At 52.5% G+C, this 23,738-nt stretch carries 19 protein-coding genes and 1 tRNA gene; 9 read left to right on the plus strand and 11 right to left on the minus strand.

The window, feature by feature from the left end:
* Positions 1-115: 115 nt before the first annotated feature.
* The 7 genes from dppF to AAZR23_RS14455 all read right to left on the minus strand — a co-directional run bounded on the left by dppF (position 116) and on the right by AAZR23_RS14455 (position 8,074).
* Positions 116-1,114 carry a dipeptide ABC transporter ATP-binding subunit DppF gene (dppF, locus tag AAZR23_RS14425; RefSeq protein ID WP_147642632.1) on the minus strand — a complete coding sequence of 333 codons (999 nt, stop codon included), beginning with the start codon at positions 1,112-1,114 and terminating at the stop codon, positions 116-118.
* Positions 1,107-2,090: a dipeptide ABC transporter ATP-binding protein gene (gene dppD / locus AAZR23_RS14430; RefSeq protein WP_434693356.1), complete on the minus strand. Its 984-nt coding sequence runs from the start codon at positions 2,088-2,090 to the stop codon at positions 1,107-1,109. Before dppD ends, dppF begins: the two co-directional genes overlap by 8 nt.
* A gap of 10 nt (positions 2,091-2,100) precedes the next feature.
* A complete protein-coding gene (dppC, locus tag AAZR23_RS14435) occupies positions 2,101-3,003 on the minus strand; it encodes a dipeptide ABC transporter permease DppC (RefSeq protein ID WP_046891907.1) in 903 nt (300 codons plus the stop codon).
* Positions 3,004-3,015: 12 nt separating this feature from the next.
* Positions 3,016-4,035 carry a dipeptide ABC transporter permease DppB gene (gene dppB, locus AAZR23_RS14440; RefSeq protein ID WP_046891906.1) on the minus strand — a complete coding sequence of 340 codons (1,020 nt, stop codon included), beginning with the start codon at positions 4,033-4,035 and terminating at the stop codon, positions 3,016-3,018.
* 200 nt (positions 4,036-4,235) lie between these two features.
* On the minus strand, positions 4,236-5,849 hold the full coding sequence (gene dppA / locus AAZR23_RS14445; protein ID WP_107679951.1) for a dipeptide ABC transporter periplasmic-binding protein DppA: 1,614 nt from the start codon (positions 5,847-5,849) through the stop codon (positions 4,236-4,238).
* Between the two features lie 436 nt (positions 5,850-6,285).
* Complete coding sequence (locus AAZR23_RS14450) at positions 6,286-7,833, minus strand: ShlB/FhaC/HecB family hemolysin secretion/activation protein (RefSeq protein ID WP_434693361.1); 1,548 nt, start codon at positions 7,831-7,833, stop codon at positions 6,286-6,288.
* A 164-nt stretch (positions 7,834-7,997) separates the two neighbouring features.
* A tRNA-Pro gene (locus tag AAZR23_RS14455) sits at positions 7,998-8,074 on the minus strand.
* Between the two features lie 267 nt (positions 8,075-8,341).
* On the opposite strand from AAZR23_RS14455, the gene AAZR23_RS14460 reads away from it, so the two are divergent.
* Positions 8,342-9,433, plus strand: a complete 1,092-nt coding sequence (locus AAZR23_RS14460; protein WP_434693363.1) for a filamentous hemagglutinin N-terminal domain-containing protein — start codon at positions 8,342-8,344, stop codon at positions 9,431-9,433.
* A 57-nt stretch (positions 9,434-9,490) separates the two neighbouring features.
* Here AAZR23_RS14460 and glyS read toward each other — a convergent pair whose 3' ends face one another.
* Positions 9,491-11,560, minus strand: a complete 2,070-nt coding sequence (gene glyS / locus AAZR23_RS14465) for a glycine--tRNA ligase subunit beta (RefSeq protein ID WP_434693365.1) — start codon at positions 11,558-11,560, stop codon at positions 9,491-9,493.
* A 9-nt stretch (positions 11,561-11,569) separates the two neighbouring features.
* A complete protein-coding gene (gene glyQ, locus AAZR23_RS14470; protein WP_046891903.1) occupies positions 11,570-12,478 on the minus strand; it encodes a glycine--tRNA ligase subunit alpha in 909 nt (302 codons plus the stop codon).
* A 186-nt stretch (positions 12,479-12,664) separates the two neighbouring features.
* On the opposite strand from glyQ, the gene AAZR23_RS14475 reads away from it, so the two are divergent.
* On the plus strand, positions 12,665-13,234 hold the full coding sequence (locus AAZR23_RS14475; protein ID WP_434693368.1) for a DNA-3-methyladenine glycosylase I: 570 nt from the start codon (positions 12,665-12,667) through the stop codon (positions 13,232-13,234).
* Positions 13,235-13,689: 455 nt separating this feature from the next.
* Entirely contained in the window at positions 13,690-14,028 is a 339-nt protein-coding gene (locus AAZR23_RS14480) for a YceK/YidQ family lipoprotein (RefSeq protein WP_349417378.1), read from the plus strand.
* 11 nt (positions 14,029-14,039) lie between these two features.
* Here AAZR23_RS14480 and AAZR23_RS14485 read toward each other — a convergent pair whose 3' ends face one another.
* Positions 14,040-15,320 carry a DUF3748 domain-containing protein gene (locus tag AAZR23_RS14485; protein ID WP_434693370.1) on the minus strand — a complete coding sequence of 427 codons (1,281 nt, stop codon included), beginning with the start codon at positions 15,318-15,320 and terminating at the stop codon, positions 14,040-14,042.
* 138 nt (positions 15,321-15,458) lie between these two features.
* On the opposite strand from AAZR23_RS14485, the gene AAZR23_RS14490 reads away from it, so the two are divergent.
* The 6 genes from AAZR23_RS14490 (at position 15,459) to recG (ending at position 22,251) form a co-directional block, all read left to right on the plus strand.
* Positions 15,459-16,076: a trimeric intracellular cation channel family protein gene (locus AAZR23_RS14490; protein WP_046891899.1), complete on the plus strand. Its 618-nt coding sequence runs from the start codon at positions 15,459-15,461 to the stop codon at positions 16,074-16,076.
* A 293-nt stretch (positions 16,077-16,369) separates the two neighbouring features.
* Positions 16,370-16,993, plus strand: a complete 624-nt coding sequence (gene gmk / locus AAZR23_RS14495; RefSeq protein WP_046891898.1) for a guanylate kinase — start codon at positions 16,370-16,372, stop codon at positions 16,991-16,993.
* A 54-nt stretch (positions 16,994-17,047) separates the two neighbouring features.
* Complete coding sequence (rpoZ, locus tag AAZR23_RS14500; RefSeq protein WP_004236565.1) at positions 17,048-17,323, plus strand: DNA-directed RNA polymerase subunit omega; 276 nt, start codon at positions 17,048-17,050, stop codon at positions 17,321-17,323.
* Positions 17,324-17,340: 17 nt separating this feature from the next.
* Entirely contained in the window at positions 17,341-19,446 is a 2,106-nt protein-coding gene (spoT, locus tag AAZR23_RS14505; protein ID WP_046891897.1) for a bifunctional GTP diphosphokinase/guanosine-3',5'-bis pyrophosphate 3'-pyrophosphohydrolase, read from the plus strand.
* Between the two features lie 9 nt (positions 19,447-19,455).
* Positions 19,456-20,151, plus strand: coding sequence for a tRNA (guanosine(18)-2'-O)-methyltransferase TrmH (trmH, locus tag AAZR23_RS14510; RefSeq protein WP_434693375.1), 696 nt, complete (start codon positions 19,456-19,458; stop codon positions 20,149-20,151).
* 18 nt (positions 20,152-20,169) lie between these two features.
* On the plus strand, positions 20,170-22,251 hold the full coding sequence (gene recG / locus AAZR23_RS14515) for an ATP-dependent DNA helicase RecG (RefSeq protein WP_218427189.1): 2,082 nt from the start codon (positions 20,170-20,172) through the stop codon (positions 22,249-22,251).
* A gap of 48 nt (positions 22,252-22,299) precedes the next feature.
* Here the strand turns inward: recG and gltS are convergent, their stop codons facing one another.
* Entirely contained in the window at positions 22,300-23,532 is a 1,233-nt protein-coding gene (gene gltS / locus AAZR23_RS14520) for a sodium/glutamate symporter (protein ID WP_046891894.1), read from the minus strand.
* Positions 23,533-23,738: the final 206 nt, after the last annotated feature.

Here is a 23,738-nt window from a genome sequence, read left to right on the forward strand (position 1 = left end):
TGTGCTGATCTAATCTCACCCCTCAGACAGCAAAAAGCGATAACGGAGCCCTCCATTATCGCTGTTTGTGTTCAGTTAAAACATATTTTTCTGTAATTTCCGGTAAAACAAAATGTTATGCAGACGTTTTTGCCTGTTCTTCCCTGTCCGCCGCAAAACAGGCAATCAGCTGTCCGCCGTAGGATTTCAGCTCCGGGCGGAACTGGGTGCAGGTGCCGAACGCATGACGGCAGCGGGCGGCAAAAGCGCATCCCGGCGGCGGATTCAGCGGGCTCGGCAGTTCACCGGTCAGTTTTATCCGCTCGCGGCGCTGCGCCGGATTCAGCCGTGGTGTTGCGGATAACAATGCCTGTGTGTAAGGATGGCGCGGATTCTCAAAAATCTGCGCTTTAGTGCCTTTTTCCACACAACGCCCCAGATACATGACCATCACATCATCCGCGATATGCTCCACCACGGATAAATCATGCGAAATAAACACATACGACAAGCCCAGCTCATCCTGGAGATCCATCATCAGATTCAGTACCTGAGCACGGACTGACACATCCAGCGCCGATACCGGCTCATCGGCAATCACCACATCCGGGTCCAGCATCAGACCCCGGGCAATCGCAATACGCTGGCGCTGACCGCCGGAGAACATATGCGGATAACGGCTGTAATGTTCGGTTTTCAGACCGACTTTCGCCATCATCGCCAGCACCTTCTCTTTTCGCTCCGCCGCACTGAGTGATGTGTTGATAATCAGCGGCTCTTCCAGAATCTGCCCGACTTTTTTACGCGGATTGAGCGAACCGTACGGGTTCTGGAACACAATCTGAATTTTCTGCCGCCGCAGTTTCTCCGCATGTTTATCCGCCACCAGCAGATCCTGCCCCTGATAAAACAGTTCCCCGCCGGTCGGTTTTTCAATCATGGTCAGCAGACGACCGAGTGTCGATTTACCGCAGCCGGACTCCCCGACCACTGCCAGGGTCTTTCCCCGGTTCAGATCAAAAGATACGCCGTCGAGGGCTTTCACCATCCGTTCCGGTGAGAAAAAGCCTTTTTTCACCGGATAATATTTTTTCAGATCACTGACATGTAACAGCGGCTGTGTGGTTTCACTCATGGCCCGGTCTCCCTTCATCATCCAGCGGGGTATGACATTTCACCTGACGCGCCCCGACAGTACGCAGTTCCGGTTCCGTGCTGCGGCATAAATCCGTGGCATACGGACAGCGCGGGTTCAGCAGACAGCCTTCCGGCCGGTCATATTTTCCGGGCACAACGCCCGGCAGTGATGCCAGCCGGCTCTTGTTACCGGCAAATTCCGGCAGCGCCCGTAACAACGCCTGAGTATACGGGTGACGCGGCGCGCGGAAGATATCCGACGCCTTACCGGACTCCGCCACCTGCCCCGCATACATCACAATAATGTGATGAGCGGCTTCCGCCACCAGCGCAAGGTCATGGGTGATCAGTACCAGCGCCATGTTTTCCTGATGCTGCAATTCCAAAAGCAATTCAATAATTTGTGCCTGAATAGTCACATCCAGCGCCGTTGTCGGCTCATCCGCAATCAGTAGCTTCGGACGGCAGGCTATCGCCATGGCAATCATCACCCGCTGGCTCATCCCGCCGGACAACTGATGCGGATACACATCCAGCCGCGATTTCGGATCAGGGATACCGACCAGTGTCAGCAGATCGATAGTCCGCTGTAACCGGGTTTTCCGGTTGCCGCCCTGGTGAACTTTCAGGGCTTCCATAATCTGATACCCCACGGTATAGCAGGGATTGAGGCTGGTCATCGGATCCTGGAAAATCATCGCCACATCCGCACCCACCAGCTCGCGCCGTTCTTTTTCTGAGATGGTCAGCAGATGGCGGCCGTCAAATTCCAGGTTCTCCGCCATCACACGGCCCGGAAAATCAATCAGCCCCATAATCGCCAGTGAACTGACGGATTTACCGGAACCGGATTCACCGACAATCCCGAGCACCTCGCCTTCCTCAACCTGATAACTGATCCGGTCAACGGCGCGGAATGGCATCTCTTTTTCACCGAAGTGAACAGATAATTTATCAACTGTTAATAACGCCATGTCTGCACCTCTACTGCTTAAGCTTAGGATCAAGGGCATCACGCAATCCGTCGCCCATCAGGTTAAACGCCAGTACCGTCAGTAAAATCGCCAGGCCCGGGAAGGTCACCACCCACCACGCGCTTTGCGTAAACTGTAAAACATCGGACAGCATGGTTCCCCACTCCGGTGTCGGCGGCTGTGCGCCCATCCCGAGGAAACCTAATGCGGCCATGTCCAGAATAGCGTTGGAGAAACCCAGCGAGGCCTGCACAATCAGCGGTGCCAGGCAGTTCGGCAAAATATTGACAAACATCTGGCGCACCGGGCCCGCACCCGCCACCGCAGAGGCGGTCACATAGTCACGGCTTACTTCAGTCAGCACCGCTGCGCGGGTCAGACGGATATAGTGCGGCAGTGCCACGAAAGTCAGCGCCAGCGAGGCGTTAACAATCGACGGGCCGAAAATCGCCACCAGCACCAGCGCCAGCAGCAGGCTCGGCAGTGCCAGCATAATATCGACGATACGCATGATCAGAGCATCAACCCAGCCGCCGAAATACCCGGCCGCCAGACCAATCACCACACCCAGCAGCAGCGATAACGCCACCACCAGACAGCCGACCAGCAGCGAAAGCCGGGCGCCGTACATCAGGCGTGACAAAATATCGCGGCCGATATCATCAGTACCGAGAATAAACTGCCATGAGCCGCCCTCCTGCCAGACCGGCGGCTGTAATAAATGGTCACGGAACTGCTCATCCGGCAGATGCGGGGCGAGCAGCGGGGCAAAAACAGCGATCAGCAGCATCGCCAGGATATAAATCAGACCGATCAGTGCGCCTTTATTGCGCCGGAAGTAGTGCCAGAATTCGCGCAGCGGGGAAAGCGGCTCAGGCGCGCGGGTCACGGTAGTATTTGTCGTCTCAGACATTGTGCGCTCCTGTTATTTTTTATGACGAATACGCGGGTTAACGACGCCGTAGAGTAAATCCACACACAGGTTAACCAGAATAATCAGAATGGCGATCAGCAGAACGCCGCCCTGCACAACCGGATAGTCGCGGCGCTGAAGAGCATCAATCAGCCAGCGGCCGATACCGGGCCAGGAAAAGATAGTTTCGGTCAGAATCGCCCCGGCCAGCATCACGCCGACCTGTAAGCCGATCACCGTCACCACCGGCAGCAGCGCGTTGCGCAGTGCATGCACCACAATCACACGGAGGCGGCTCAGCCCTTTGGCACGGGCGGTACGGATATAGTCCTCACCCAGCACTTCCAGCATCGCCGAGCGGGTCATACGGACAATCACCGCCAGCGGAATAGTACCGAGCACAATGGACGGCAGAATAAGATGCATCACGGCATCATGGAAATCGCCGTCCTCACCCCAGATCAGAGTATCAATCAGCATAAATCCGGTCAGCGGCTGGCTGTCATCGAGGAACACGCTATCCGATAAGCGCCCTGACACCGGTGTCAGATCGAGATTCACCGACACCAGCATGATCAGCATGATGCCCCACCAGAAAATCGGCATCGAATAACCGGTCAGGGAGATCCCGATAGCGGTGTGATCAAAGACCGAGCCCCGTTTGACTGCCGCCAGCACCCCGACAGGGATCCCGACCGAGATAGCGAAAATCATGGCGCAGGCCGCGAGTTCCAGCGTGGCTTTAAAGCGGGGGACAAATTCATCCCATACCGGCTGGCGGCTCTTCAGAGAGAGGCCGAGGTCACCGTGCAGGACACCATTGATATAATGAAGGTACTGTTTCCAGTATGGCTGATCCAGCCCCAGAGCCGCCATCAGCTGTGCGTGGCGTTCAGGGGAGATCCCCCGCTCACCCGCCATGATAGTGACCGGGTCTCCCGGGATCAGATGAACAAATATAAACGTCAGTAACGTAATACCGATAAATGTCGGTATTACCATCCCGACACGCCGGAGGATAAATTGCAGCATATCCCTGTTTCTCTTGTAATGGCCGCTGACAGCGCTCAGGTCATAAGACCGGACGAAAGGGAGGACTTTCCCTTTATACTCACACGATGAATAATATTGTTTTAATTATGTGTTCTGCGTCGTCCGTGCAATGCGGTTCGATACAGGGTTGCCGCCTCCGGGAGGAGGCGGCAGACCGGTAACACTGATTTCCGGTTTACTTATTTTTCGATAGAGACATTGTCAAAGTGGTGTTTACCCAGCGGGTCCACCACATAGCCTTTCACTTCTTTGCGAACCGGCTCAAACACGGTGGAGTGGGCAACGATCAGCGCAGGTGCCTGATCTTTCATCACCACCTGAGCCTGTTCATACAGCTTGGCGCGCTCTTTCGGGTCAGCCGTGGTGCGTGCCGGCTGAATGATGTTTTCAAAGGACTGATCACACCATTTCGAGTAGTTCGACCCCTGCTCTTTGGCCGCACAGCTGAAGAGTGTGGCGAAGAAGTTATCCGGATCCCCGTTATCACCGGTCCAGCCCATCATGACGGTCTGAGGCTCACCCGCTTTCGCGCGCTTGAGGTACTCACCCCACTCATAGGTCACAATCTTGGCTTTCACGCCGACTTTCGCCCAGTCTGCCTGGATCATCTCAGCCATACGGCGGGCATTCGGGTTATACGGACGCTGAACCGGCATCGCCCACAGGTCGATCTCAAAGCCGTTTTCCATGCCCGCTTCTTTCAGCAGCGCTTTGGCTTTTTCCGGATCATACGGATAGTCTTCGATACCGTTGTTATAACCCCACATGGTCGGCGGGATCAGGTTTTTTGCTTTCTGGCCAGCACCCTGATAAACCGCGTCAATGATGGCATCTTTATTAACGGCCATATTCAGTGCCTGACGGACTTTGACGTTATCCAGCGGTTTTTTCGTGACGTTATAGGAGAGATAGCCGACGTTCAGGCCCGGCTGCTCTTTGAGAACAATGTTTTTATCCGCACGCATACGCTCCAGATCAGCCGGATTCGGATACGGCATCACCTGGCACTCATTTTTCTGTAATTTAGCGTAGCGGACAGAAGCGTCCGGCGTAATGGAGAAGACCAGACGGTCAATTTTCGGTTTACCGTTCCAGTAATCATCATTAGCTTTATACAGGATACGGGAGTCTTTCTGGTACTGCTGTAACACAAACGGCCCTGTACCGATCGGGTTCAGATCCACTTTCTCCGGCGTACCGGCTTTCAGCATCTGATCAGCATATTCTGCGGAGAGAATTGAGGCGAAGTCCATCCCGAGGTTGGCCAGGAATGGCGCTTCAGAGCGGCTCAGCTGAAAACGGACGGTGTTGTCATCGACTTTCTCAACTTTGTCGATAATTTTATCCATATCCATACCGCTGAAATATTCATAACTGCCGCCGGATACTTTGTGATACGGGTTATCCGGGTTTTTCTGACGATCGAAAGTAAAGATCACATCATCCGCATTTAAATCGCGGGTTGGTTTAAATTCCTTGCTGCTGTGGAATTTCACCCCTTTCCGCAGGTGGAAAGTATAGGTTTTTCCGTCTTCACTCACTTCCCAGGATTCAGCCAGGCCCGGCTCCAGCTCAGTCGTACCGGCCTTAAACTCGACCAGCCGGTTATACAGCGGCACGGAGCTGGCATCATAGGTGGTTCCCGAGGTGAACAGCTGCGGGTTAAATCCTTCCGGTGATCCCTCAGAACAAAAAACCAGTGTTCCCGCCGCATTGACGCTTGCAGACACCGCCAGGGCAACCAGTGTAATGCCCAGCTTCGCTAATCCTGTCTTACGTTTGGCGCTTCTCATCATCATTATCTCCGCCTGTCGTTGAATGTCGTGTTTGCTCTGTCGTCCGGCAGCACCGGACCACAGATTTCAGTTTGTTTATTATTTTCTGACACTTCACTAAATCAACTGTCACAGAGGCAGTCAATACTATTGACTATGGATGATGACTACACATAAAACACACAAATCAAACGTTTTAATAACAAAAACAGCTAAAATGTTTGAGCAGGCGCACACCTGAGCATTTATTCACCTGCCTGGTAAAACGTTCACAGAATAAACAGCTGACAAAAATTATCCGGATTTTGTGACTGAATGCTTAATTACTGCGCGATTATTTTGTCTGATATCATTGTCACAGTGTTTTCCGTTGCACCTTTTGCCACGTTTGCCGCTGTAATCCGCTTCCGGCCTGATATACAGCGGAACTATCACGCAATGAAAGCAATTATCGTCAGTAGCTGACACTAACCGAGATCCCGCCCACCGGGGAAAATGCCCGCACACCCTCAGCCTCTTTCAGCGGCATACCGGCAAAAACCTGATAGCTCAGCGACTTGTAAAATCCCTTAATCCCGGTTTCAACACCCGCCAGGCCGTGTGACCGGGTTCCTCCGGACATCTTAACGCCGGGAAGTGCGGCATCCGCTGCCAGATACAGATTATGCCCCGGCAATACCTGCTGCCAGACCACTTCATTGCGGCTGATAAATGCCCGCGCAGAACTCATACTGTGGGAAAACGGATAACCGCGGACCGAATAGCGGCCGCTCAGCGATTCATAATCCATCTCATCCGCTTTATCCGCATTAACAGAGCCGCGTATCACATTTTCATAATAAAACGACTGACCGGCCAGACGAAACGGCACTGTCAGTGTTGTTTCCGCGATCAGCTGCCGGGTGTGTTTCAGTTTTTTTTCTGTCACCGGCATTGCACCAAAACGGTTCAGTGAATGTTTATACTGAACCTGATACTGAAGGGTGAAGGCCGGATGATGCCAGCGATGATTCAGCCCGGCGTTCCAGTAAACAGAACGGCGCTCAGGTAATATCAGCGGCGAATGCCCGAGCGTAACCTGCCGGGTTACCGCAGAAATGCCGCTGCTGAGGGTGATATCATGCGCCGGGGTCAGCAACAGTTTGCGGCCGAGATTCAGATCCAGTGTTTTACTGCGGGTAAAATAGTCCAGTGATCCCCGGTACACCGGGTATTGCTGCTTTTGTTCACTGTAACTGCCGCCTGCCGTAAATTCCCAGTGCCGGAAAGGGATTCGGTACTGACCATAAATAAATTTCACACCGGCAGAATGATCGCGGTCCATATCCCGCAACGCATAAATAAACAGACGATCATACAACTGCAACGGGTTCTCAATACTGAGCCGGTTACTTATCTGACTGCTGCCGGTTGACGGGCTGCCGTAATTGTTAACTTCAAACGAACCGTTTATGCTGCGTTTTTTCTGCTGTGTAATCGTGATCACACTATTACCGGGATTCAGCGGATCGGGTTCCACTGCCGCCTGAGCCCCCAGTCCGGGCAATTGATTCAGATGTGTCATCCCCAGTTCGGTATCGCGGATATTCAGTTGTCCGTCAGACCGCTGCGAAAAAATCAGATTCAGGCCAAAGCGTGCTTCTCCGCTCTCTTTATCACGGTAGCCGCTCAGATAACCGGGCTGATACCGGAGTGTCAGCGTACCGTCACTGACATTCTGCGGCGGCACACTGATTTGTGCCGTGATGAACCCGGCCTCGTGCACCGCTGACTCCAGCGCAATAACCGCTTCCGCCATCTGTTCTGATGTCAGACAGTGTCCGGTAATATTTTTTTCAAATTGATCCGCCAGATAAGATGAACCGATTAATTCGCGCTGCTCAATCACCACCTTTGACAGTATGGCGCAGGAGGCCGGAGAAACCGGCGAAGAAGTGTATGTGCTGCCCCATGCACAGCCACAGGCTGCCATCGCAACAGCTGCGATTGTTTTTTTTATCATGTATCCGTCCGTCTGATGAAATCCTTTTCAGCGGGCAGTAAAACGGATAACGGAAAACAGCGATATCAAAAAAGCGGCGTAATTTTTTGAAAGGAGCAGAAGAAAAAAGTGCAGGATGCTGAAAAGCAAAAAACCCTGCTGTAAAAGCAGGGTTTTTCTTAATATGGTCGGCGAGATAGGATTCGAACCTACGACCCACTGGTCCCAAACCAGTTGCGCTACCAAGCTGCGCTACTCGCCGAAAGCGGGATGGATATTACTGCCGGAAAGGATAAACGTCAAGAGCTGAAACCGGAATTTTTTGTTTTTCGCCACATTATTTTTGTTTCGCCGGTTTATCCGCCAAATTTCTGTTTTTTATCCTCTTATCGGTAAACGATATGTTTTTTATTTGCTATCGGAATGCTGAAAACTGACAAAAAATAACCACTCTGTTCATATCTCCTGTCAGCGACTTTATTTATCCTGCCCGTGGATTTTATATCTCAACAACAACCAGGGAGTGGTTATGCAAAAAATAGTGAAGTTATCTGTTATCAGTAGTGCCCTTTTACTCAGCCAGTTCGCCTCCGCGGCAAATATTGACGTTAATCCTGCGTCTGCAGAAACAACTAAAGTCGTCCGCCAGGGAAATACTACGACCATTAATGTCGCGCCGGCAAATACACACGGCATTTCTTATAACGCCTATGATAAATTTAATGTCGGGAAAAACGGTGTGGTTTTTAATAACCGTGAAGCCGGTGCCGGGACAATTATTAACGAAGTGCTTTCAGGTGAAAAATCACGTCTGCGCGGCAATATGCATGTGGATGGCCAAAAAGCCCATCTCATTATCGCTAACCCGAACGGTATTACCTGTAACGGGTGCAGTGTGACCGGTGCGAACAGTTTAAGTCTGGCTGCCGGTAATGTCAGTATGACGCCGGAGGGGCAATTTTCCGGTTACCGGAATATCAGCGGAAAAGTCCGTATGCTGAATACCGCAAAACAGCATTTTGCTGATACCGATAAACTCACATTCATTGCCGCGGCTATTGACATGAAAAACAGCCAGCTGAAAACCAAAAATCTGGCAACCTATATCGGTCATTATGATCTGGCAAAAACAAACAGCGGTCTTCGTGATTTAGAACTGATCAATCCGGATTACTCTTTGGAAAACAGAAAAAATACCAGTAACTTTCTGAATATCAAAGCAAACAGTCATATCAAAGCGGATAATATGTATATCCATTCTGCTGCCGCACAAATACGGAACGCAGGACAGATAACCATCGGGCCGGAATTACAGCTGACAGACCCGAAAAAAACGCCGATGCACGGCAATAACCAGCTGACAATGGATCTGCATCATTCCATATTTGAAAATAAATCATCCGGTAAAATAAATACATTACTGATGAATACCATTATGAGTAACAGCAGCATTGAAAATAACGGTCAGATGAAAACAAATTACCTTAATCCAAAAAGCCCGATCAGCGATTTCACCCTGGTTTTTGACGGTACCAATTATCTCGGCGGAAAGCAGGATATTGAGCTGAATAAAATGGATATCCGGAAAACTGAAGGCGCATTATTACTGCCGTTTGAGTAAAAAAACAAAGCCCGGTCAGACCGGGCTTTATATCGTAACATCACTGTTTAATAAAAATTACTGCAACAGCGAAATATCCGCAACACCCAGGAACAGGTTGCGCAGTTCATTTAATAATGTCAGACGGTTGCGGCGGATATTGTCATCCTTATCCATCACCATCACACTATCAAAGAACGCATCCACTGATTCGCGCAGAGAAGCCAGTTCAGTCAGCGCTTCCTGATATTTGCCTTCCGCATAAAGCGGAGCCAGTTGGGTTTTCAGGTCAGTCACATACGCAGCCAGACGGATCTCTTCCGGTGCATTCATTAATGACGCCAGAACCGTATCATTCAGTACATCATCACTCTTCGACAGGATGTTGGAAACACGCTTGTTGGCGGCAGCCAGGGCAGCGGCTTCGTCCAGCGTGCGGAAGTGCGTGACCGCTTTCATGCGGGCATCAAAGTCCGCAGGGCGGGTCGGACGGCGCGCCAGAACCGCCTGAATAGTATCAATCGCAAAACCCTGCTCCTGATACCAGGCACGGAAACGGCCTAACATGAAGTCAACCACGTCAGTGACCACATTTGCGTTCGTCAGCTTATCGCCATACAGACGAACCGCTTCCTGTGTCAGCGTTTCCAGGTCGAGGTTGTAACCTTTCTCAACGATGATACGCAGCACGCCGAGTGCGGCACGACGCAGTGCAAACGGGTCTTTGTCCCCTTTCGGATGCTGGCCGATACCGAAGATCCCCGCCAGGGTATCCATTTTATCGGCAATCGCCAGTGCATCAGACACCGGCGTTGACGGCAGGTTATCACCGGCATAACGCGGCTGATACTGCTCTTTCAGTGCCAGTGCCACATCTTCAGATTCACCGTCATGGCGTGCATAGTGCATCCCCATCACACCCTGGGTGTCAGTGAATTCAAAGACCATGTTGGTCATCAGGTCACATTTGGCCAGCAGACCTGCACGGGTGGCGTGATTCACATCCGCACCAATCTGCCCGGCAATCCAGCCTGCCAGCGCTTCAAGGCGATCTGTTTTATCACGCAGTGTGCCCAGCTGCTGCTGGAACAGGACGGTGCTCAGACGCGGCAGGTTATCTTCCAGACGTTTTTTGCAGTCGGTTTTAAAGAAAAATTCAGCATCTGCCAGACGCGGGCGAACCACTTTTTCGTTCCCGCTGATGATCTGTACCGGGTCAGAAGACTCGATGTTAGCGACAAAGATAAAATTCGGCATCAGGTTGCCGTTTTTGTCGTAAACCGGGAAGTACTTCTGGTCACCTTTCATAGTGTAAACCAGCGCTTCTGACGGAACTTCGAGGAATTTTTCCTCGAATTTTGCTGTCAGCACAACCGGCCATTCCACCAGCGAGGTGACTTCCTCCAGCAGGCTGTCAGTCAGATCAGCCACGCCGCCCAGTGCCTGCGCGGCTTTTTCCGCGTCACGTTTAATCATGGCTTTACGGGCATCGTAATCCGCCATCACTTTACCGCGGGTTTCCAGAATAGCCGGATATTCATCCGCATGCGCGATAGTGAATTCCGCTTCACCCATAAAACGGTGACCACGGATAACGCGGTCAGAAGTGATCCCCAGGACTTCACCCGGAATAACATCCGCACCCATCAGCATTGTGACGGTATGAACCGGACGTACAAAGTGAGTCTCTTTATCACCCCAGCGCATCAGTTTCGGGATTGGCAGTTTTGCCAGCGCACGGCTGACCATACCGGCCAGTAATTCTTTGGCGTTGCTCCCTTTTTCCACCGCGCGGTACAGCAGCCATTCACCTTTATCAGTGACCATGCGATCAGCCTGATCAACGGTGATTCCGCAACCGCGGGCCCAGCCTTCCGCCGCTTTGGTCGGTTTGCCTTCGGCATCAAATGCCTGAGCAATTGCGGGGCCGCGTTTTTCCACTTCGCGATCAGCGGCAGATTCCGCCAGACCGGCAATTTTTACTGCCAGGCGGCGCGGCGCCGCGTACCAGGTCACATCACCGTGAGTCAGGTTAGCCGCGGTCAGTTCTGCGGTCAGGTTAGCCGCAAAAGATTCAGCAAGAGAACGAAGCGCCTTCGGCGGTAACTCTTCTGTGCCGATTTCCGTCAGGAAAGTCTGTTGTGTCATGACAGCCTCTTAGTTCTTTTTACACATCGGGAAGCCCAGTGCCTCACGGGAGGCATAGTAAGCTTCGGCAACGGCTTTGGTCAGGGTACGGATACGCAGGATATAACGCTGACGTTCTGTCACCGAAATCGCTTTACGCGCATCAAGCAGGTTGAAAGAGTGAGCCGCTTTCAGAATACGTTCGTAGGCCGGTAACGGCAGCGGGGTTTCCAGTGCCAGCAGTGCCTGCGCTTCTTTTTCATACTGTTCAAAACAGGTGAATAAGAAATCCACATCCGCGTATTCAAAGTTATACGTGGATTGCTCTACCTCATTCTGATGATAGATATCACCATAGGTGGTTTTGCCCAGCGGGCCGTCACACCAGACCAGATCGTAAACGCTGTCCACGCCCTGGATGTACATCGCCAGGCGCTCCAGACCATAAGTGACTTCCCCGGTAACCGGTTTGCACTCCAGGCCGCCGACCTGCTGGAAGTAAGTGAACTGAGTGACTTCCATCCCGTTCAGCCAGACTTCCCAGCCTAATCCCCAGGCACCCAGCGTCGGGTTTTCCCAGTTATCCTCAACAAAACGGATGTCATGAACCGTCGGATCAATACCCAGCTCTTTCAGCGAGCCGAGATACAGTTCCTGGATGTTATCCGGAGACGGTTTGATGATGACCTGAAACTGATAATAGTGCTGCAGGCGGTTCGGGTTTTCCCCGTAACGGCCGTCCGTCGGACGACGGGATGGCTGCACATAGGCCGCCGCAATCGGCTCCGGCCCTAACGCTCTCAGACACGTCATCGGGTGTGAAGTGCCGGCGCCGACTTCCATGTCCAGTGGTTGAACAATGGTACAGCCCTGGCGCGCCCAGTAATCCTGTAATGTCAGGATAAGACCCTGGAAGGTTTTGGTATCAAACTTTTGCATGTTGGATCCGCACGCGAGAAAATGAATAATAAAATAAAAGTCATTCAGTATACCCTCTGACCGCCGGACTATACAGCGCTTCTCTGATCTTTTTCCGCCCGGATCGAAAAACCGGGAACATCCCCGTTTACATGGGTATTTATCCAGTATAAATTAATGAAAACGCCGTTTTCCGGGAGAACTTAAATGCCAATATCCGCTGCTGCTCAGACCCGCTGTGCCTGGGTTACTGATGATCCGCTCTATATTCAGTACCATGACACGGAATGGGGTGTCCCCGAGCGGGATAATCACAAACTGTTTGAAATGATCTGTCTTGAGGGCCAGCAGGCGGGGCTTTCCTGGCTGGTGATCCTCAAAAAGCGTGAAAATTACCGGCAGGCATTTTTTCAGTTTGATCCGGAAAAAGTCGCCGCCATGACAGATGTGGATACCGACAGGCTGATGCAGAACCCCGGCATTGTCCGCCAGCGGGCAAAAATCAATGCCATTATCAGTAATGCCAAAGCGTATCTGGCGATGAGAGAGGCCGGTGAAGATTTCAGTGAATTTTTGTGGGCGTTCACCGGCAACACACCGCAGATTAATCACCATACAGACAGCAGCACAATCCCCGCGGATACCCCGCTGTCTCATACACTGGCGAAAGCGCTGAAAAAACGCGGATTTAAATTCTGCGGGCCGGTTATCTGTTATTCCTTTATGCAGGCCGTCGGTATGATTGATGATCACCTGGCACATTGCCGCTGCCGGTAAAAAAATCCCCGTTATGTGGTAAGAGCATAACGGGGTAAAGGTATAACGAGGACTTTGGATCTGTTAACTGACATCACTGACCGGTATAAAGCACAAGGCATATTTCCCTCACACCGTTCAGTAATGCGTCCCAGTTTACCCGGAAGATCTTCCCGCAATGGCTAAAATAATCCTGTAATTATCATTATGTTAGCGTCAATAACTCGTACTGTTTAATAAATTTCGTCACATTTTCTGACAGATTATTTTGCCGGTTCTGTTAAAACAGTTCCCGTGAATGATACCCTTTGTCTGTAACCTGTGTGTTTCAGCCGGTAACAGAACGCCGGCGGTAAGCAGAAATCCGGATCACACAAAAAAACAAAAACTTCTCAGTACACTCTATTTATGGAATAGTACGCCGGTCGGGTGAAATAATTACCGGTACCCGCCCGCTGTATATGCAGGGATATGTTATGACGCGCAAATATATGATGATAAGCGGATTGCTGGGACTGAGTACGATACTCGGCGGCTGCTCAAGTATTATGACCCGGACAGGCCCGACAGAGGGCTACTATTCCGGCACCAAAAACAGCATCGCGATGTTGCAGGATGACGAAACCGGCTGGGTAATGAAACCGATTGTCGCCATTGACCTGCCTTTCTCTGCTGTGCTCGATACTCTTCTGGCACCGGTCGATTATGCATTCGACGGTAAAGACAACACTGAGTCATCTCCTGCGGAACGGGTAAAACGCCTGGAAGCAGCGGAAACGGCTCATAATTCCCCGGTACCTGCACCGCAGGAGTAATCTGCCCGCCGTTACAGCCCGGTATCTGCCACCCAGATCTGCTGCCAGCCATTTGTACGGCGCAGAAATGCCACCCGGCGGTTATCCGGTGAGAACACTACCGCATCTCCTGAAACCGGTTCTGCCGATGGTGCTGTCACCGCCCGGCACACACCGGTTTCTGCACAACAGACCACCACCTGCCCCTTACGGACAAAAGTCAGATACTGCCCGCGGCTGTCCCAGCTGAATGCAGATGCAATACCGTCACTGCCGGAAGTAACCTGACGCGGCTCTCCGCCTTGCGGGGAAATCGTCCACAGCTGAACAATTCCCTGATCGTCCTGCATCAGAAACGCAATTCTGTCACCCTGCGGTGAACTGCGCAGCCAGAAACGCGGCTGTTTTGCCAGCCCCGGGTATTTGCGCTGATGGGTAAACGTCAGACGTGTCTGAATAACACCGGCCGGTGGTGCGGGCATCGTACTGTCTGTTCCCTCAAGCGGCTGATCACCGGCAATGGCATAATCTTCAGGCATTTCCGGTAAATCGAGACGGAAAACCTCCGGGATCACTTCCCCGTTTTCTGCCCGGGTGTCACCGATAAACGCAATCGCCCGCCGCTGACGGGTACCGTCGGCACGCAGATACCCCTGCTGACCAATCCAGCCCTCTTCATATGCACGACTGATATCATCACTGCCCGGCCGTGGCGCCGGCGTTGTCCGCGATACCACACAACAGAAAAACTCACCGTCATATTCACGCGGGTGATGTTTCCCTGTACATACCGGATGCAGCGGAACCGCCACCGCCACATTGCGCAAATCCTCCGCAGGATTCCGTTCATGCAGGACATGGTCGTTATACGTAAAACTCAGCCATTCCCCGTCCGGACTGAACACATGCACATGTGTTCCGCCGCGCAGAGCGCCGGGCTGATAAGGTGGTGTAATGCAGAAAGCATCAATATTATGTGCGATATCCGGCGCGTCATCGCTGACCATCACCCCCTGACGGTGGTGAAAATCATACTGCCACTGCTGATCCGGATTCAGCGGCCCGCGGATAAAGGCATAACGCACGGGGAGCTGCGGACTGACAGTCACCACACCGGCACAGGCACCGGCGGTTCCCCGGTAGATTTTACGGATTTCCTGTGTATTCACATGAATTTTTTCTATCGTTTCACCGGTAAATGACGATCCCTGAGGCCGGACATCATAAACAAGCCATTGGCTATCCGGCGTCCATATATTAATATTAGTAAGCTGATGATGACGGGGTGTTGTTGTTATCTGATATTCATTCATTAGAGTGATACTCTCTTTTTATACCATCAGTTCGGATAACCTCAGGTAATCCGATTGGGTCAGACTAAAAAAACTCAGTCGAGACTTACGGCTGCGCTGACTATGCTAACCTTCCGATAAACCGGCAATGATAAAACTATGTTACTCAGTATCCTGTACATTATTGGTATTACCGCTGAAGCCATGACCGGTGCTCTTGCTGCCGGCCGCCGTAAAATGGATGTCTTCGGGGTGATTATTATCGCCTCCGCAACCGCTATCGGCGGCGGATCTGTCCGCGATATGCTGCTGGGCCATTACCCGCTGGGCTGGGTCAAACACCCTGAATATATTATTACGGTTGCCTGTGCTGCCGTTATCACTATCTGGGTTGCGCCGATGATGAAACATCTGCGCCGCCTTTTCCTGATCCTGGATGCCATCGGCCTGATGGTATTTTCCATTATCGGTGCCCAGATAGCACTCGATATGAATTACGGCCCGATCATTGCCGCCATTGCCGCCGTTATCACCGGTGTTTTCGGTGGTGTGCTGCGCGATATGCTGTGTAACACCATCCCGCTGGTCTTCCAGAAAGAATTATATGCCGGCATCTCCTTTGCCGCCGCCTGGCTCTATATGGGATTACTGTTCTACACACCGCTGCCCCGCGATGCCGTCATTATTATTACCCTGGTGGCCGGTTTGTCATCCCGGTTAATTGCCATCCGCTACCGCCTCGGGTTGCCGGTCTTCAATTACGAAAACCAGGATTAGCCGTATCCGCCCCGCCCGGAACCGGACAATACATGCTCCGGTTCCGGTTATCAGCCCTGTTTATCTGTTTTTTCCGGCTATCCCGCACTGTCATGTAATCCGGGAGTTGTACGTACATTTTTATTCCGCCGGAGCGGAAAAATGAAATATCCGTCCTCATCTGACCGGAAAAATAAGAAATTTTCAGCAGATAATCACCTGAACGCTGCATGTCGCTGCGCGTGTGTGTATACTATATACGGGGATTTATTCCCCGAGGCTTTTTCAACCCCCAATCAGACAAGACATCAACAATGACCCAAGGTACGTTATATATTGTCTCTGCGCCGAGTGGCGCGGGAAAATCGAGTCTTATTCAGGCATTACTGAAAACGCAGCCTTTATATGACACCCAGGTTTCTGTTTCGCACACCACCCGCGGTGTCCGCCCGGGCGAAGTGCACGGAGAGCACTATTTCTTCACCACTGAAGATGAATTCAAAAGCATGATCGGCCGTAATGAGTTTCTCGAGCATGCCTGTGTTTTCGGTAATTATTACGGCACCGCCCGTAAAACAGTGGAAGATATTCTGAACTCCGGTGTTGATGTTTTTCTTGATATTGACTGGCAGGGAGCCCGCCAGATCCGGGAACAGATGCCGGCAGCACGCAGTATCTTTATTCTGCCGCCATCCCGCGAAGAATTGCTGCGCCGCCTGCGCGGCCGTGGTCAGGACAGTGACGAAGTCATTGCCGGACGTATGGCACAGGCGGTCAGTGAAATGCAGCACTATGGCGAGTACGATTATCTGATTGTGAACGATGATTTTAATGTCGCGCTGACCGATTTGCAGACCATTATCCGTGCGGAACGTCTGCGTTCAGGTCGCCAGGTTCAGCGACATGATGCTTTAATCGCCAAATTATTGGCACAGTGATACAACTTTCAGTATCATGCCGAGTCATTTATTTATCTGTGGAGTAGCACACCTATGGCACGCGTAACAGTCCAGGATGCAGTAGAAAAAATTGGTAACCGTTTTGACCTCGTATTAGTGGCAGCACGCCGTGCGCGTCAGTTACAGGCCGGCGGCAAAGAGCCTCTGGTTCCGGAAGAAAACGATAAAGTCACCGTAATCGCCCTGCGCGAAATCGAAGAAAATCTGATCAACGGCCAGATCCTTGACGCCCGTGAGCGCCAGGAACAACAGGAGCAGGAAGCTGCTGAAATGCAAGCGGTTTCTGCAATCGCCGAAGGACGTCGTTAAGTTAAGGTAGGTCTGCCTTGTACCTGTTTGAAAGCCTGAACCATATTGTTAAGGACTATCTGCCGAAAGAGCAGATTGATCTGTTAAAACAAGCCTATGTCGTTGCGCGGGATGCTCACGAAGGGCAGACCCGTTCCAGTGGCGAACCGTATATTACCCATCCGGTCGCTGTTGCCTGTATCCTGGCCGAGATGCGTCTCGACCTCGAAACACTGATGGCTGCACTGCTGCACGACGTCATAGAAGATACACCTGCCACCTTTCAGGACATCGAACAACTGTTCGGCACGACCGTTGCCGGGCTGGTGGAAGGGGTATCAAAATTAGACAAACTGAACTTCCGCGATAAAAAAGAAGCTCAGGCTGAAAACTTCCGCAAGATGGTAATGGCGATGGTAAAAGACATCCGCGTCATTCTTATCAAGCTGGCAGACCGCACGCACAATATGCGCACGCTCGGGTCTTTGCGTCCCGATAAGCGCCGCCGTATTGCGCGCGAAACCCTTGAAATCTACAGTCCTCTGGCTCACCGTCTTGGTATCCACCATATCAAAACGGAGCTTGAGGAGCTGGGATTCGAAGCCCTTTACCCGAACCGCTACCGCGTCATTAAAGAAGTGGTGAAAGCCGCACGCGGCAACCGTAAAGAGATGATCCAGAAGATTTTATCTGAAATCGAAGGACGTCTGACGGAAGCCGGCATCAGTTGCAAAGTCAGCGGGCGGGAAAAACACCTTTACTCCATCTACCGGAAAATGCACCTGAAAGAGCAGCGATTTCACTCGATCATGGACATTTATGCTTTCCGCGTGATTGTGAGTACCGTCGATACCTGCTACCGCGTACTGGGTCAGGTTCACGGCCTGTACAAACCACGTCCCGGCCGCGTCAAAGATTATATCGCTATCCCGAAAGCCAACGGCTATCAGTCATTACACACCTCCCTTATCGGTCCTCACGGGGTGCCGGTGGAAGTGCAGATCCGTACCGAAGATATGGATCAGATGGCAGAAATGGGGGTGGCGGCACACTGGGCTTATAAAGAGCACGGTGAATCCGGCACCACCGCACAGGTGCGTGCTCACCGCTGGATGCAGAGCCTGATAGAACTTCAGCAAAGCACCGGCAACACCTTTGAATTTATTGAGAGCGTAAAATCCGATCTCTTCCCGGATGAGATTTATGTCTTCACCCCGGAAGGCCGGATTGTTGAGCTGCCGACCGGCGCCACGCCGGTGGATTTCGCCTATGCCGTCCATACGGATATCGGCCACTCCTGTGTCGGCGCGCGAGTTGACCGCCAGCCGTATCCGCTCTCCCAGCAACTGACCAGCGGACAAACCGTTGAGATTATTACCGCACCGGGCGCAAGACCGAATGCTGCGTGGCTGAACTTTGTTGTCAGCTCAAAAGCCCGGGCAAAAATCCGTCAGCTGCTGAAAAACCTCAAGCGCGATGATTCCGTCAACCTCGGCCGCCGTCTGCTTAATCATGCCCTCGGTAACGGTCGCAAGATCACCGACATTCCGCAGGAAAATATCAGCCGTGAGCTGGTGCGGATGAAACTGGCCACTCTGGATGATCTGCTGGCGGAAATCGGTCTGGGAAATGCCATGAGCGTGGTGGTTGCCCGTAACCTGCTGAATGAACCGGAAAGTAACACCGAAGAGAACACCACCCGCAAACTGCCGATCAAAGGTGCGGACGGAGTGTTGATCACCTTCGCCAAATGCTGCCGTCCGGTGCCGGGTGACCCGATTATCGCTCATATCAGCCCGGGTAAAGGTCTGGTTATCCACCATGAATCCTGCCGCAATATCCGCGGATATGAAAAAGAGCCGGAAAAATTCATGGCCGTTGAGTGGGACAGCGACATCGACACGGATTTCATTGCTGAAATCAAAGTGGATATGTTTAACCACCAGGGCGCGCTGGCTAACCTGACTGCCGCAATTAATGATGCCAATTCCAGTATTCAGAGCATGAATACCGAGGAGAAAGATGGCCGCGTTTACTGCGCCTTTATCCGCCTGACCGCAAAAGACCGTATCCAGCTTGCGAATATTATGCGTAAAATCCGCATTATGCCGGATGTCCTGCGCGTCAGCCGCAACCGGAATTAATCACACGGTATGAATTCCCAACGTTATGAGCGCATCTGCCGGATGATGGCGATGCGCCAGCCCGACCTCACTCTGTGTCTTGAGGAAGTGCATAAGCCGCACAATGTCTCCGCCGTGATCCGCAGTGCGGATGCTGTCGGTATCCATGACCTGCATGCCGTCTGGCCGGAGAAAATCAAAACCCTGGTTTCTTCCGCCGCCGGCAGTAACAGCTGGGTGAATGTGCATAACCATGACACACTCGGCGATGCCGTGACACTGCTGAAATCGCAGGGTATGCAGATCCTTGCCACTCATCTGTCTGACAGTGCGGTTGATTTCCGGGCTATCGATTTTACCCGCCCGACCTGCATTATCATGGGCTCAGAGAAAACCGGCATATCTCAGGAAGCGGTCAGACTGGCAGATAAGCATATTATGATCCCGATGTCCGGCATGGTACAGTCACTGAATGTGTCTGTTGCTGCCGCCGTGATCCTCTATGAGGCACAGCGCCAGCGCGAGGCAGCCGGTCTTTATGAACATCCCCGCTGCGCCCTGGCACAGGATGAACAACAGCGCCTGCTGTTTGAACGCGGCTATCCGGTGCTGGCACAGGTCGCCCGTGAGAAAAAACTGCCCCGTCCGCAGATTGACGAACAGGGCCATATCATTGCGCCGGACAGCTGGTGGGCTGCCATGCAACAGAAGAAACCATCCGCCTGATACGAAACGGAGCAGAAAATGAAAGGTCAACTGCTTGATGCTATCCCACTCACGACTTTGCACGGCGTCGGGGCCGGACAGGCGGGCAAACTGGCCGGTATCGGTCTGCATACCCTTCAGGATCTGCTTTTCCATCTGCCGCTGCGTTATGAAGACCAGACCCGGCTTTATACCATCACCGATCTGTTACCGGGAATTTATGCCACGGTCAGCGGTGAAGTGCTGCGCACCGATGTGGTCTTTGGCCGCAAACGGATGATGACCTGTCAGATAAGCGACGGCACCGGCATCTTAACCCTGCGTTTCTTTAATTTTTCGGCCGCGATGAAAAATGCACTGGCGGCCGGCAAACAGGTCACGGCCTACGGCGAAATCCGGCGCGGCAAAAACGGCCCGGAAATTTTTCACCCCGAATACAAAGTCCGTCAGAGTGATACTTCCGTTGAGTTACAGGAAACACTCACCCCCATCTATCCGACCACCGAAGGTGTCCGCCAGGCCACGCTCCGCAAACTGCTCGATCAGGCGCTGGAGCTGCTCGATACCTGTGCCATCAATGAATTACTGCCGCCGGAACTGACCCGCTCTATGATGAGTCTGCCGCAGGCGCTGAAAACGCTGCACCGGCCACCGGCGGATACACAGCTTGCCGAACTGGAAAGCGGGCAGCATCCGGCACTGAAACGGATTGTGCTGGAAGAACTGCTGGCACATCACCTCAGTATGCTGGCGGTCAGGGCGGGCGCACAGCGCTACCATGCACTGCCTCTGCCGCCACAGGAGACGCTGAAAAGTCAGTTCCTGGCACAACTGCCTTTCTCTCCGACTAACGCCCAGCAGCGCGTGGTGGCGGAAATAGAGCAGGATCTGGAAAAACCGGTGCCGATGATGCGCCTGATTCAGGGGGATGTCGGTTCCGGGAAAACGCTGGTCGCTGCGCTGGCGGCACTCCGTGCTATCGCACACGGCAAACAGGTCGCGCTGATGGCACCGACAGAGCTGCTGGCTGAACAACATGCCAATACCTTCCGTCAGTGGCTGGAGCCGCTGGGTATCAGTGTCGGCTGGGTGGCCGGAAAACAGAAAGGCAAGGCACGGCTGGCGCAGGAAGAAGCCATTGCCGCCGGTGATGTGGCGATGGTTATCGGCACGCACGCCATTTTTCAGGAACATATCCGTTTTCATTCCCTGGCGCTGGTGATTATTGATGAGCAGCACCGCTTCGGTGTCCACCAGCGGCTGGCGTTATGGGAAAAAGGCGAACAGCAGGGATTCCATCCGCATCAGCTGATTATGACCGCCACTCCGATCCCGCGCACCCTGGCCATGACCGCCTATGCGGATCTCGACACCTCCGTTATCGATGAACTACCGCCGGGCAGAACCCCGGTGACCACGGTAGCCATTCCGGACAGCCGCCGCCATGAGATTATCGAACGGGTGCGCAGCGCCTGTCAGGATGAAAAACGCCAGGCCTACTGGGTCTGCACACTGATCGATGAATCTGATTTGCTGGAAGCACAGGCTGCGCAGGTAACGTTTGATGAGCTTTCCGCCACCCTGCCGGATCTGCGGGTCGGGATGGTGCACGGCCGTATGAAACCGGCAGAAAAGCAGGCGGTGATGGCGCAATTTAAGGCCGGAGAACTGGATCTGCTGGTCGCCACCACGGTTATCGAAGTCGGGGTGGATGTGCCGAATGCCAGCCTGATGATCATCGAAAACCCGGAACGGCTGGGCCTAGCGCAACTGCATCAGCTGCGCGGCCGGGTCGGACGCGGCTCTGCAGTCTCCCACTGTGTGCTGCTGTATAAAACCCCGCTGACCCAAACAGCAAAACTGCGTCTTCAGGTACTGCGGGACAGCAACGACGGCTTTGTTATCGCGCAGAAAGACCTCGAAATCCGCGGGCCGGGTGAACTGCTCGGTACACGGCAGACCGGTAATGCGGAATTTAAAGTCGCGGATTTACTGCGCGATCAGGGCATGCTGCCGGAAGTACAGCGTGTGGCACGTCATCTGCACCAGAATTACCCGGAGCAGGCAAAAGCGCTGATCGAGCGCTGGCTGCCGGAACGCACGCAATACACTAACGTATAACGAAAAAAGCCACCCCGGAAGGTGGCTTGCCTGCTTAAGCGTTGTTTGTTACCCGCCCGCAACCGGGAAGATAGGTAATGCCAGGAAGAACGGGATAACCAGTGCGTTAATCAGATCGAGGAAGAACGCCCCCACCATCGGTACCACCAGGAAAGCCACATGGGAAGGACCGAAACGATCCGTCACTGCCTGCATGTTGGCAATCGCGGTTGGTGTGGCTCCCATCCCGAAACCACAGTGACCGGCAGCCAGAACCGCCGCATCATAGTTTTTGCCCATCACACGGTAAGTGACGAAGACAGCATATAACGCCATCACGATAGTCTGTACCGCCAGGATGACCAGCATCGGGACCGCCAGAGAGGCAATTTCCCACAGTTTCAGGCTCATCAGTGCCATCGCCAGGAACAATGACAGACTGACGTTACCCAGTACCGACACCGCCCGCTCAAACACACGGTAAAAGCCCATCAGTGACAGACTGTTGCTCAGGATAACCCCGATAAACAGAACACACACGAATGCCGGGATCTGGAACTTCCACTGCATTGACGTGAAGAAATCCGTCAGAACACCATACAGATACGTTCCTGCCAGCAAACAGATAGCAATCAGTGCAATTGTTTCAAGCAGAACCATTGAAGTGATCATGCGTCCGGCCTGCGGTTTTTCAAACGCGGTCGGTGCTTCATCATCCTGTAATTTCACATCGCTCATGGCCGTTTTTTTGATCAGGAAACGGGCTACCGGGCCACCAATCAGGCCGCCGAGTACCAGACCAAAGGTTGCGCAGGCAATCGCGATTTCTGTTGCGGAGCTGAAACCATAGCTGTCGCTGAAAATTTTACCCCATGCAGCCCCGGTACCGTGACCACCGGAGAGCGTGATAGAACCGGCCAGCAAACCAATCAGCGGGTCAAGCCCCATCATTTTTGCCAGAGAGATACCGACTGAGTTCTGCACAATCAGTAAGCCCACAACCGCAATCACAAAGATAAATAACGTTCTGCCGCCCGCCTTCAGGCTGGCTAAGTTGGCGTTTAAGCCGATGGTGGCAAAGAAAGCCAGCATCAGCGGGTCTTTGAGTGAATCATCAAATTTCACTTCCAGATCCATACCGGATTTGAACCCCAATAATACGATCGCAACCAGAAGACCACCGGCCACAGGTTCAGGAATTGTATACTTTTCGAGGAATGGTACAGTTTTTACGAGTTTACGTCCCAGTAATAGGACGAGTGTGGCCGCAACCAGCGTGCCGTAAACGTCGAGTTGATACATTCACGTACCCCTTTTATTGTTGGTATTTGTTACATCAATATCGCGTTAATAACGTCCCTGTTACGCAAAAAGAAAAAGCAGGTATCCGGATTAAAGAAAAAAAAGCGGATAAAGACAAGTTAAAATAAATAAAACTGTGATTATATTCCGCTATAAAAAATAACATCTCATCGGCGCAAACGATTGCTTTTGTGCCCCGGATCATT

Source organism: Morganella sp. Je.2.23, from assembly GCF_051129855.1.
GTDB lineage: Bacteria > Pseudomonadota > Gammaproteobacteria > Enterobacterales > Enterobacteriaceae > Morganella > Morganella sibonii.